This is a genomic window from Variovorax sp. YR752, from assembly GCF_943372545.1.
Genome location: NZ_CALRZC010000065.1, coordinates 24846 through 35855 on the forward strand (window position 1 = coordinate 24846; position 11010 = coordinate 35855).

Genomic DNA, 11010 nt, shown 5'->3' on the forward strand with positions numbered 1-11010 from the left:
CCCTACCGGGGGCGATACCAGCGGCCCGGCAAAGCCGGTTCCGCGGTATCCCTGAAACGAAAAAGGCGCTCCTTGCGGAGCGCCTTTTTCATTGCGAAAGCCCGCGGCTTACTGGTTGCGGAAGCTGTCGTGGCAGGCCTTGCAGCTCGCGCCGGTCGCGCCGAACTGGGCCTTGAGCGCGTCGATGTTGCCGGCCTTGGCGGCGACCACCAGCTTGCCGGTCTCGGCGATCACCTTGTCCTGGTGTTCCTTGAACTTCGCGGCTTCCTTCCAGACCTCGGGCTTGGCCTTGCCGCCCTCGGTGCCGGCACCGAAGCCAGCCCAGGGCAGCTTGGCCATGTCAGCCACGACCTCGGCGTTGGCGGCCGCAGCAGCTGCGTCGTAAGGCACGCGGCCGTTGGCCATCGCGCCGAGGCGACCGAAGTGCTGGCCCATCACGAACAGCGCGCTCTGGCGGTACTTGATGGCGTCCTCGGGCTTGGCGAACTGTGCCGCGGCGGGCAGGGACATCGCAGCGCAGGTGGCTGCAAGGGCGAACGAAGCAAAACGGATCATCGAAGGACCTTCCTTGTGTGGGGTTTGGGCACCGTCGAACGCGGCGCTGCGGGCAGTGTAGGGGCTGCCCGTGTCGGACGCATAGCAACAACCCGGTGCAACGACCGGGCCGGACTTTGCTAATCTGCGCCTTCCGCAGCCTCGCGCCCCGGCGCCTTTTTCGATGACCGACACCCTCTCGGTGGCCCGCACACGCGTCTGGGACCTGCCGACCCGCCTCTTTCACTGGGCACTCGCCTTCGCCGTGATCGGCCTGATCGTGACGGGCCTGAACGGCATCATGGAGTGGCATTTCCGCCTCGGCTACACCGTGCTGGCGCTGCTGCTGTTCCGGCTGGTCTGGGGTTTCGTGGGCGGGCGCTGGTCGCGCTTCGCGGCCTTCATCTACGCGCCGGGCTCGGTCATCGCCTACCTGCGCGGCAAATCGCACCCCGACCACCTGATCGGCCACACGCCGCTGGGCGCGCTGTCGGTGTTCGCGGTGCTGGCGCTGCTGATCCTGCAGGTCGCCACAGGGCTGATGGCCGACGACGAGATTTCCGCCTCCGGACCGCTGACCCGCTTTGTGTCGGGCGCCATGGTGAGCCTGGCGACGGGCTGGCACAAGGCGCAGGGCAAGTGGATCGTGATCGGCCTCGTGAGCCTGCATGTGCTGGCGGTGCTGTTCTATGTGCTGGTCAAGCGGCACCGGCTGGTCGGGCCGATGCTGTCGGGCGACAAGCTGGTGATTGCGGGTGCGGCCCCCAACGGGAACGGGAATGGCAACGGCGTGCCCCCGAGCCGCGACGATGCGGTGTCGCGCACGCTGGCGCTGGTGCTGTTCGCGCTGTGCGCGGGCGTGGCATTCTGGGTGGCGTCGTTGCGCGTATGAGCGGCTTTTCCGTCTCCCGCCCGCTGCCGCTGTCGGACGTGCCGGCCGTGGTGCTCCTCACGCCCGACGAACCGCATGAAGTCGACGCCGTGCGCGCGATCTTCCGCGACTACGCCGGCGCGCTGGCCATCGACCTCGCGTTCCAGGATTTCGACGGCGAGCTGGCCGGCCTGCCCGGCGAGTACGCCGAGCCACGCGGCACCTTGCTGCTGGCACTGGTCGACCCCGCCCATGTGAACGAAGACGCCGGCCGCGCCGCGCCCACGCTGAAGCGCGCCGACGGCACGCTCGCCCATGTGGCGGGCTGTTGCGCGCTGCGTCCGATCGACAGCACGGACTATGCGAACGCAGCGGAAATGAAACGCCTGTATGTGCGCCCCGGGTTCCGGGGCCTCGGGCTCGGCCGGCAGCTGGCCGAAGCCATCCTGGATGCGGCACGCAGCGCAGGCTATGCCTGCGTGCTGCTCGACACCCTCGACGACATGGAGTCGGCGCGCGCCCTCTACGAAGACCTGGGCTTCGCGGAGGTGCCGCCCTACTATCACAACCCCGTCGCCGGGGCCCATTACCTCAAGGTAGACCTCTAGGCTCGCCCCCAGGCTGCGCGCACTTCGTGTCGCTTCTCCAACCCCCTACCGGGGGCGGGTCGGCCGCTTCGGGCGGCCGTGCGCGGCGGCCCCCACGAAAGATCCGGGTTTAACCGCGGGCTTGTGCGAGCAGCGTGTCGGCGTCGCTCACTTCGAACTTGCCCGGGCCTTCGACGTTCAGCGTCGCGACCTTGCCGTCCTTCACGAGCATCGAGTAGCGGTTGCTGCGCAGGCCCATGCCGCGGCCGGTCAGGTCGAGCGTGAGGCCAGTGGCCTTGGCGAAGTCGGCGCTGCCGTCGGCCAGCATGCGCACCTTGGCGCCGGTCTTCTGGTCGCGCGCCCACGCGCCCATCACGAAGGCGTCGTTTACGCTCACGCACCAGATCTCGTCCACGCCGGCGGCCTTGAAGTCGTCGAAGTGCTGCACGTAGCCCGGCACGTGCTTGGCCGAGCAGGTGGGCGTGAAGGCGCCCGGCAGCGCGAACAGCGCAATGGTCTTGCCAGCCGTGGCCTTGGTCACGTCGACCGGGTTCGGGCCGATGCTGCAGCCTTCGCCCTCGACTTCGGAATATTCCTGCAGGGTGGCCGAAGGAAGGGTGTCGCCGACTTTGATCATGTGAATGCTCCTGAAAAAGAAAAACGGCCCACATTGTGGGCCGTTTCCAGATGGGTTGCCTCGAGGGCGACCGAGTGTTTGATCAGACCAGGGCGGCCTTCTCGACCAGACGGGTCACAACCCAGTTCTTGGTCTTCGAGATCGGACGGCTTTCCGTGATCTCGATGGTGTCGCCCAGCTTGTACTCGCCCTTTTCGTCATGGGCGTGGTACTTGCTCGTCTTGGCCACGATCTTGCCGTAGAGCTCGTGCTTCACACGGCGCTCGACCAGCACGGTCACGGTCTTGGCACGCTTGTCGCTGACCACCTTGCCGATCAAGGTGCGCTTGAGGGATTTTTTAGCTTCCGTCATGTTCACTCCTTACTTGGCGGCTTGGGTCTCTTGCTCTTTCTGAGCAAGAATGGTCTTGGCGCGAGCGATGTCGCGACGCGTCACGCGCAGCGTCGTGGTGTTCGACAGCTGTTGCGTGGCTTTCTGCATGCGCAGGCCGAAGTGGGCCTTCTGCAGATCTTTGATTTCAGCGGTCAAGCCTGCGACGTCCTTCGTGCGCAGGGTTGCAGCCTTCGTCACCTTGGCCGAAGCCGCGGTTTCTTTCTTCTTACGTGTTGCCATGGGTGTTCTCCTCTCAGGCGCCGAGCTGGCGAGCGACGAACGTCGTACGCAGCGGAAGCTTGGCGGCGGCCAGGCGGAACGCTTCGCGGGCGAGTTCTTCGGGCACGCCGACGATCTCGAACACGATCTTGCCAGGCTGAATTTCAGCGACGTAGTACTCGGGGTTGCCCTTACCGTTACCCATCCGCACTTCAGCGGGCTTGGTAGAGATTGGCTTGTCCGGGAACACGCGGATCCAGATACGGCCACCGCGCTTCACGTGACGCGAAATCGCGCGACGAGCGGCTTCGATCTGGCGCGCCGTGAGGCGGCCGCGGTCGGTGCATTTGAGACCGAAATCACCGAACGCAACCGAGTTACCCGTGGTTGCGATGCCGGTGTTGCGGCCCTTTTGTTCCTTGCGGAACTTTCTTCGTGCAGGTTGCAGCATGTTTTGTTACTCCGTGAGGGCCCCAGGCACTTGCGTGCCCGGGAGCGACCGATTACTCGGTCTTGGCACCGTCCGCTGCTGCAGCGGGCGCGGCTTTGCGGACGCGCTTAACGGCGGGTTTCGAGTCTGCACCGGCACCGCCGGTTGCTTCTGCGGGCTTGTCGCTGCCATCGGCCGGAGCGGTGTTGCCACCGATCGGACCACGGGCACCGGCACGGGGGCCGGGACCACGACGGTCGCCACCCGGACGGTCGCCAGGGCGACCATCACGGCGGGGACCACGCGGGCGGCGCTCTTCGTCCGGACGCGGCGTTTCGACGGCCGGCAGGTCGTTACGACCCAGCGTGTCGCCCTTGTAGACCCAGACCTTGACGCCGATGACGCCGTACGTGGTCTTGGCTTCCGAGGTGCCGTAGTCGATGTCGGCGCGCAGCGTGTGGAGGGGCACGCGACCTTCGCGGTACCACTCGCAACGAGCGATTTCGATGCCGTTCAGGCGGCCCGACGACATGATCTTGATGCCCAGGGCACCCAGACGCATGGCGTTTTGCATGGCGCGCTTCATGGCACGGCGGAACATGATCCGCTTTTCGAGCTGCTGCGTGATGCTGTCGGCGATCAGTTGCGCATCGATTTCGGGCTTGCGCACTTCTTCGATGTTCACTGCAACCGGCACGCCGAGCTGCTTGCCCAGTTCGCGCTTGAGGTTCTCGATGTCTTCGCCCTTCTTGCCGATCACGACGCCCGGACGAGCCGAGTAGATCGTGATGCGTGCGTTCTTGGCGGGACGCTCGATCATGACGCGCGACACCGAAGCGTTCTTCAGCTTCTTCTTCAGGTATTCGCGAACCTTGATGTCTTCGGCCAGCATGCCCGCGAAATCGCGGTCGCTTGCGTACCAACGGCTGGACCAGTTACGGGTAACCGCAAGGCGGAACCCGGTTGGGTGGATTTTCTGTCCCATATTTCTTCCAGGCCTTCTTAGTTGCCAACCGTCACGTACACATGGCACGTGGGCTTGCTGATGCGATTGCCGCGACCCTTGGCGCGCGCCGTGAAGCGCTTGAGCGTTGCACCTTGCTCGACGTAGATGGTCTTGACCTTCAGCTCGTCGATGTCGGCACCGTCGTTGTGCTCGGCGTTGGCAATTGCCGACTCGAGCACCTTCTTGATGATCACAGCGGCCTTCTTCTGCGTGAATTGCAGAACGTTGAGCGCTTGATCGACCTTCTTGCCGCGGATCAGGTCCGCGACCAGACGGCCCTTGTCGACCGACAGGCGGACACCGCGGAGGACTGCACGTGTTTCAGACATGGTCGTTCCTTACTTCTTCTGGACTTTTTTGTCCGCGGGGTGCCCCTTGAACGTGCGCGTGAGCGCAAATTCGCCGAGCTTGTGGCCGACCATCTGGTCGGTGATGTACACGGGCACGTGTTGCTTGCCGTTGTGCACAGCGATGGTCAGACCGATGAACTCGGGCAGAACCATCGAGCGGCGCGACCAGGTCTTGATCGGCTTCTTGTCCTTGTTCGTCACGGCCTTGTCGGCCTTGGCCACCAGGTGGTGGTCGACGAAAGGACCCTTTTTGAGAGAGCGAGTCATTGGCTATCCCTTACTTCTTGCGACGCGACACGATGAAGACCTGCGTGCGCTTGTTGTTACGGGTGCGATAGCCCTTGGTCAGATTGCCCCATGGGTCGACAGGGTGGCGGCCTTCGCCAGTCTTGCCTTCGCCACCACCGTGCGGGTGGTCGACCGGGTTCATCACCACGCCGCGAACGGTCGGGCGGATACCCATGTGACGCTTCACACCGGCCTTGCCGAGCTGGCGCAGGCTGTGTTCTTCGTTCGCCACTTCACCGATGGTCGCGCGGCATTCGATGTGAATGCGGCGGACTTCGCCCGAACGCATGCGGACCTGGGCGTAAACGCCTTCACGGGCCAGCAGCGTGGCCGAGGTACCGGCCGAACGAGCGATCTGCGCACCCTTGCCGGGTTGCAGCTCGATGCAATGGATCGTCGAACCCACGGGGATGTTGCGGATCGGCAGGGTGTTGCCGGCGCGGATCGGGGCTTCGGCGCCCGACATCAGGGTTGCACCAGCTTCCAGACCGCGCGGGGCGATGATGTAGCGGCGCTCGCCGTCGGCGTAGCAGACCAGAGCGATGTGGGCGGTGCGGTTCGGGTCGTACTCGATGCGTTCGACCTTGGCCGGGATGCCGTCCTTGTTGCGCACGAAGTCGACAATGCGGTAGTGGTGCTTGGCACCACCGCCACGATGGCGGATCGTGATGTGACCGTTGTTGTTACGGCCGGCCTTCTGGAACTGGGGTTCCAGCAGGGCTGCGTGAGGGGCACCCTTGTGCAGGTGGTCACGCGAAATCTTCACCGCGCCGCGTTGGCCCGGCGAAGTGGGTTTCATCTTGATGACGGCCATGATTAAGCGCCTTCCCCGACGAGATTGAGCTCTTGACCGGCCTTCAGCGTCACATAAGCCTTGCGAACGTTGTCGCGGCGGCCGATGGACTTGCCAAAGCGCTTGGTCTTGCCCTTGGTGTTGAGCACCGACACGCCCTGGACTTCGACCTTGAACATCAGTTCAACAGCGGCCTTGATCTCGGGCTTGGTGGCGTCTTGCAGCACCTTGAAAGTGACAGCGTTCGACTTCTCGCCGACCATCGTGGCCTTTTCGGACACGATCGGTGCGACCAGCACGTTCATGAGACGGCCTTCGTCGAACTTACGTTGTGCAGGGGTGGGGTTCACGCGGCTCATGCGAACATCTCCTTGAGCTTGTCGACGGCACCCTTGGTGACCAGCACCTTCTTGTAGTGAACCAGCGACACCGGATCGGCGTAACGGGGTTCGACCACGAGGATGTTGACCAGATTGCGCGAGGCAAGGTACAGGTTTTCGTCGACTTCTTCGGCGATCACGAGCACGGACTCGAGATTCATCGCCTTGAAACGGGCGGCCAGCGGCTTCGTCTTGGGCGAATCCACGGTCAGCGAATCGACCACGGCCAGACGGCCTTCGCGAGCGAGCTGCGAGAAGATGGCGGCCATGCCGGCGCGGTACATCTTCTTGTTGATCTTCTGCGAGAAGTTTTCGTCAGGCATGTTCGGGAAAATGCGGCCGCCTCCGCGCCACAGGGGCGAGGACGTCATACCGGCACGGGCGCGGCCCGTTCCCTTTTGCTTGAAAGGCTTCTTGGTCGAGTGCTTGACCTGTTCGCGGTCCTTCTGGGCGCGCGTGCCTTGGCGGGCGTTGGCCTGGAATGCAACGACGATCTGGTGGACCAGGTCTTCGTTGTAGTCACGGCCGAACACGGTCTCGGGGGCGTCGTACTTCGACGCGGCCTGGCCTTGTTCGTTCAGGAGTTCGAGTTGCATTACTTCGCTCCTTCAGCCGCTTGCGGCTTGGCCTTGATGGCGGGACGCACGGTGACGAAGCCACCCTTCGAACCCGGGATCGCGCCCTTGATGAGCAGCAGCTGACGTGCTTCGTCGATGCGGAACACGTCGAGGTTTTGCGTCGTGCGGGTGACGTCGCCGAGATGGCCCGTCATGCGCTTGCCGGGGAACACGCGACCGGGGTCTTGTGCCATGCCGATCGAGCCCGGCACGTTGTGCGAACGGCTGTTACCGTGCGACGCGCGCTGCGAGCTCATGTTGTGACGCTTGATCGTGCCGGCGAAGCCCTTGCCGATGGTCGTGCCTTGCACGTCCACCTTCTGGCCCACGGAGAACACGCTGCTTGCCGCGATGACGCCGCCAGCCTTGTGCTGACCTGCGGTATCGGCGGTGACGCGGAATTCCTGGCTGATCTCGCCAGCTTCGACACCCGCCTTGGCGAGGTGGCCGGCTTGGGGCTTGGTCACGCGCGATGCTTTGCGCGAACCGAACGTCACCTGCAGGGCGACGTAGCCATCGGTCTCTTGGGACTTGATCTGGGTCACACGGTTGTTGGACACATCCACCACCGTGACAGGAACTGCGTCCCCGTCATCGGTGAAGAGACGCATCATCCCCACCTTGCGGCCCAGCAACCCGAGGGAGTTGCTCAGACTCATTTGTTTTCTCCAAAAATGGAAGACTTCCTTCGCCGCTGCCACTTCAATTGGCGACAGCGTTTGGCCGGTTTCCCGGCCTGCGAGAGAAGGTTGATAAATCTCCGCCAGAACGACGCCCGTACGGACGCAACAAGGGCAGAGCCAGAGATTATAGCCCGCAGTCGAACCGGGGCGCAAGTGGCCCTGTTTGGGCCGGATTCAGGGGCTTTTGACCCGCCTGGGAGCGGCCTTCAGGCCTATTTCGCGGGCTGCGAAATGATGTTGTCGCCGTCCGGTAGCGGCTTGATGTCGCCGTTGGCCTTCATGGCGGGGGCCGCCGCGCCCGTCTGGATCGGGATGGAAATGGCGCTGGTCCGGCCGCCCTGCGTGATGAACACGTTGAGGTAGGCCAGGCCGTCACCCTGGCTGATCACCGTGACGGAAGCATCGGAGCGCTGCCCTGCCGGCACGCTCAGCGACGCACTGCCGGAGAGCGTCAGGCCCGCATCGACAGTCAGCGTGACGCTGGCACCCGCCGGGTCACTGACGCCATCGAACTGCAGGACGACCACGGTCGGCTTGCCGGCCTGCGGTGTACCGGCCAGCCGGTACTGCAATTTGACGCCGGAGTCATTGGGTTTTCTCGACGCGGCCACCCAGGACCAGGCAGCGGCCTTGTGGCTCGAAATCGACCGCTTCGTGGTGGTGTGTGCTGACGGCATGCCGTCGGCCAGGGCGGAAACCGGGAACATGGACACTGCAAGCCAGGTCAATGCCACAGCCAACGGGAAGCGAGTATTCAGAGTCATGGCTGGGGCCCCTACTGTTGCTGGACGAGAACGGTGAGGCATTTCTGCGCGATCGGAGGCGACGAGGCCATTACAGCCTCCCGCACAGCCAGAACGTATTCACCCGCACTCAGGCTGACCTGATTGCCCGACCGGGCAACCTCTCCGCCCCTGAAGACGTCGAAGTCCGGCGCCGTGGCGCCTCCGATCGAGACCTGGTACTCCCGGTCCGCTGGCGCAATGAAGCGCAGATAAGCGATGTTGCCGTGCTTGTTGCCCGTGCCCGCGGCATTGGAGACACAGACATTGCCGGTCGTTGCACCCACCACCAGAGAGCGATACACCGGCAGCGCGCTGGGCACCCCGCCGTCGTTCGATTCGCCCGTGCCATACGCGTCACTGGAAGTGATGCTTTGTGCATTCAACAGACTCGTCAGTGCCAAGCCATTGGCAGGAGACGTCGCTTTGAACGCCGCGGCGAAGGCATGGATCGACGTGACCGGCGCCCCGCTACGAAACTGGAAGCCGGTCAACGTGTCGTGGATGGGCTTGAAACCAGCCTGCCTATTGAGATTCCACAGGATGGACTGGACCGACTCCTCGCTAAACCAGCCAAGATTGATCAACGGGCCAGCCGCAAGGTCCATGAAGTTAAGGACGTTGCCCTGCCGTTCGCCGTAAGAGTCCGCATAGCTGCTTCGGTTGAGCGCGATACCAGACCAAGCATTGCCCCATCCTTCTGAAAAAGCCACTCGCCGGTCAAGGCGGTCGCCTGTCGAATGCTCGCCCCCAATGGAATCGTCGCGACTGAAGGCCGACTGGTAATAGTGGCCCCATTCATGCGCGATCACCGACGCATCGAACTCGTCCGTATCGGTGTTTTCCTTGCCGAGCACATAGATCTGCCGGCCATTGCTTCCATTGTTGAAGAAGAAGGTCGTGCCGATCTGCCCCGCCGCCAAGCTGCCGGGCGACGGCGCGTTGTTGATGCTCCAGAAGACTTTCAACGAAGGAAACGTCGAAGCCGGCGCCACCGACAGCACTTTCTGCATCGAGGTGTAGACCGTGTCGAGCACGGCGAACGGCGCCGCCACCCGCGGCCCGCTGTACCCCGAGCCGCCCCAGCCGCTGTCCGCGCGCAGGTCGCGCGTCAATGCCGCACTGCCCGACGAGAAACTCGCCGACTGCATCGAGTACATCGCTTCGCTGCGGGTGTTGTCGCGCACCGTGACATCCCAGGTGGCACCGGCTCCGGTCCGGGTCAGTTGGGCCCGAACGCGCACGATGATGTTCGTGTTGCCCGGCACCGAGACCGTGTAGTTGCCACCGTCATCCGTGGTGGTCAACGCGAGTTGTGCGGACGTGTTGGCATCGAGCACCTCCACCGTGGCGCCGCGCACCGGCTTGGCCGTGGTGTTTGCATACACGAGGGGGCCGTTGTTGTTCGGCACCGAGTCGTAGGTGGCTTTCCCGCTCAGGGCGACCGGATTCAGCACGATCGGCAGACCGATGGGCAGCCCGATCGGCAACCCACCGCCGCCTCCGCCGCCACCTCCCCCACCGCAACCCGCCAGCAATGCCGCGGCGATGCACGCCGCACCGAATGCAAAAGAGAACTTCTGGCTCATCACGTGTGCTGCCCTCGTTTCAGCCCCGGCGCACTGCGTCCTGCAGGCCGGTGCGCGAGGATGCCACAGTTGATAAGCAAACGAGAAGCACAAAAAAGCCCGCCTGCATTTCTGCAGGCGGGCTGCGCTCGGAATGCGACGCGAGGTCGAATTACTGCAGCTTGATCTCGACGTCGACGCCGGCCGGCAGGTCGAGCTTCATCAGCGCGTCCACGGTCTTGTCGGTGGGATCAACGATGTCCATCAGGCGCTGGTGCGTGCGGATTTCCAGCTGGTCGCGCGACGTCTTGTTGACGTGCGGCGAACGCAGGATGTCGAAACGCTTCATGCGGGTCGGCAGGGGCACGGGACCCTTGACGATCGCGCCGGTGCGCTTGGCGGTGTCCACGATTTCAGCGGCCGACTGGTCGATGAGCTTGTAGTCGAATGCCTTCAGGCGGATGCGGATCTTTTGCTTGGTAGCCATGGTGATTCCTTTGCGTCCAGCTTAGATGTCGAGGATCTTGGCCACGACGCCCGAACCCACGGTACGGCCGCCTTCACGGATGGCGAAGCGCAGGCCTTCTTCCATCGCGATCGGGTTGATCAGCTTCACGGTGATGCTGACGTTGTCGCCGGGCATGACCATTTCCTTGTCCGTGGGCAGCTCGATCGCGCCGGTCACATCCGTCGTGCGGAAGTAGAACTGCGGACGGTAGTTGTTGAAGAACGGCGTGTGACGGCCACCTTCGTCCTTGGACAGGACATACACCTCGGCGGTGAAGTGCACGTGCGGCTTGATCGAGCCGGGCTTGCACAGCACTTGGCCGCGTTCGACTTCTTCGCGCTTCGTGCCGCGCAGCAGCACGCCGACGTTGTCGCCCGCTTGACC

At 63.9% G+C, this 11010-nt stretch carries 17 protein-coding genes and 1 pseudogene; 2 read left to right on the top strand and 16 right to left on the bottom strand.

All coding sequences use genetic code 11. The features are described from left to right. Positions 1-108 precede the first annotated feature (108 nt). Complete coding sequence (locus AAG801_RS17060) at positions 109-555, bottom strand: cytochrome c (protein ID WP_341889433.1); 447 nt, start codon at positions 553-555, stop codon at positions 109-111. Positions 556-718: 163 nt separating this feature from the next. Here AAG801_RS17060 and AAG801_RS17065 point away from each other — a divergent pair, with 163 nt between their 5' ends. Together AAG801_RS17065 and AAG801_RS17070 are read left to right on the top strand one after the other, a co-directional pair. After that, the gene (locus AAG801_RS17065; protein ID WP_341889434.1) at positions 719-1426 is read left to right on the top strand and encodes a cytochrome b/b6 domain-containing protein; all 708 of its coding nucleotides are present in this window, start codon (positions 719-721) and stop codon (positions 1424-1426) included. After that, positions 1423-2013 carry a GNAT family N-acetyltransferase gene (locus AAG801_RS17070; RefSeq protein WP_341889435.1) on the top strand — a complete coding sequence of 197 codons (591 nt, stop codon included), beginning with the start codon at positions 1423-1425 and terminating at the stop codon, positions 2011-2013. Before AAG801_RS17065 ends, AAG801_RS17070 begins: the two co-directional genes overlap by 4 nt. A gap of 109 nt (positions 2014-2122) precedes the next feature. On the opposite strand, the gene AAG801_RS17075 is transcribed toward AAG801_RS17070, so the two are convergent. The 15 genes and pseudogenes from AAG801_RS17075 to tuf form a co-directional block, all read right to left on the bottom strand. Further along, positions 2123-2629, bottom strand: coding sequence for a peroxiredoxin (locus AAG801_RS17075; RefSeq protein ID WP_070061892.1), 507 nt, complete (start codon positions 2627-2629; stop codon positions 2123-2125). A gap of 82 nt (positions 2630-2711) precedes the next feature. Further along, positions 2712-2981, bottom strand: a complete 270-nt coding sequence (gene rpsQ, locus AAG801_RS17080; protein WP_056576548.1) for a 30S ribosomal protein S17 — start codon at positions 2979-2981, stop codon at positions 2712-2714. 9 nt (positions 2982-2990) lie between these two features. After that, positions 2991-3200, bottom strand: a complete 210-nt coding sequence (gene rpmC / locus AAG801_RS17085) for a 50S ribosomal protein L29 (protein WP_099797259.1) — start codon at positions 3198-3200, stop codon at positions 2991-2993. A 55-nt stretch (positions 3201-3255) separates the two neighbouring features. Further along, on the bottom strand, positions 3256-3672 hold the full coding sequence (rplP, locus tag AAG801_RS17090) for a 50S ribosomal protein L16 (RefSeq protein WP_007838137.1): 417 nt from the start codon (positions 3670-3672) through the stop codon (positions 3256-3258). Positions 3673-3724: 52 nt separating this feature from the next. Then, entirely contained in the window at positions 3725-4636 is a 912-nt protein-coding gene (gene rpsC, locus AAG801_RS17095; RefSeq protein WP_056576551.1) for a 30S ribosomal protein S3, read from the bottom strand. Positions 4637-4653: 17 nt separating this feature from the next. Beyond that, entirely contained in the window at positions 4654-4986 is a 333-nt protein-coding gene (gene rplV / locus AAG801_RS17100) for a 50S ribosomal protein L22 (protein ID WP_007838134.1), read from the bottom strand. Between the two features lie 9 nt (positions 4987-4995). Beyond that, on the bottom strand, positions 4996-5274 hold the full coding sequence (gene rpsS / locus AAG801_RS17105; RefSeq protein ID WP_062478874.1) for a 30S ribosomal protein S19: 279 nt from the start codon (positions 5272-5274) through the stop codon (positions 4996-4998). Between the two features lie 10 nt (positions 5275-5284). Next, entirely contained in the window at positions 5285-6109 is an 825-nt protein-coding gene (rplB, locus tag AAG801_RS17110) for a 50S ribosomal protein L2 (RefSeq protein ID WP_056576555.1), read from the bottom strand. Between the two features lie 2 nt (positions 6110-6111). Continuing rightward, positions 6112-6447, bottom strand: a complete 336-nt coding sequence (gene rplW / locus AAG801_RS17115) for a 50S ribosomal protein L23 (protein WP_056576559.1) — start codon at positions 6445-6447, stop codon at positions 6112-6114. Continuing rightward, a complete protein-coding gene (rplD, locus tag AAG801_RS17120; protein ID WP_013543942.1) occupies positions 6444-7064 on the bottom strand; it encodes a 50S ribosomal protein L4 in 621 nt (206 codons plus the stop codon). Before rplD ends, rplW begins: the two co-directional genes overlap by 4 nt. Beyond that, entirely contained in the window at positions 7064-7744 is a 681-nt protein-coding gene (gene rplC, locus AAG801_RS17125) for a 50S ribosomal protein L3 (RefSeq protein WP_099793523.1), read from the bottom strand. Before rplC ends, rplD begins: the two co-directional genes overlap by 1 nt. Positions 7745-7980: 236 nt before the next feature. Continuing rightward, complete coding sequence (locus tag AAG801_RS17130) at positions 7981-8532, bottom strand: hypothetical protein (protein WP_341889436.1); 552 nt, start codon at positions 8530-8532, stop codon at positions 7981-7983. Positions 8533-8543: 11 nt separating this feature from the next. Beyond that, positions 8544-10139, bottom strand: coding sequence for a hypothetical protein (locus AAG801_RS17135; RefSeq protein WP_341889437.1), 1596 nt, complete (start codon positions 10137-10139; stop codon positions 8544-8546). 151 nt (positions 10140-10290) lie between these two features. Beyond that, positions 10291-10605 carry a 30S ribosomal protein S10 gene (rpsJ, locus tag AAG801_RS17140; RefSeq protein WP_007838118.1) on the bottom strand — a complete coding sequence of 105 codons (315 nt, stop codon included), beginning with the start codon at positions 10603-10605 and terminating at the stop codon, positions 10291-10293. A 21-nt stretch (positions 10606-10626) separates the two neighbouring features. Then, positions 10627-11010 (bottom strand): annotated as a pseudogene (gene tuf, locus AAG801_RS17145) (elongation factor Tu); the annotation flags it as partial.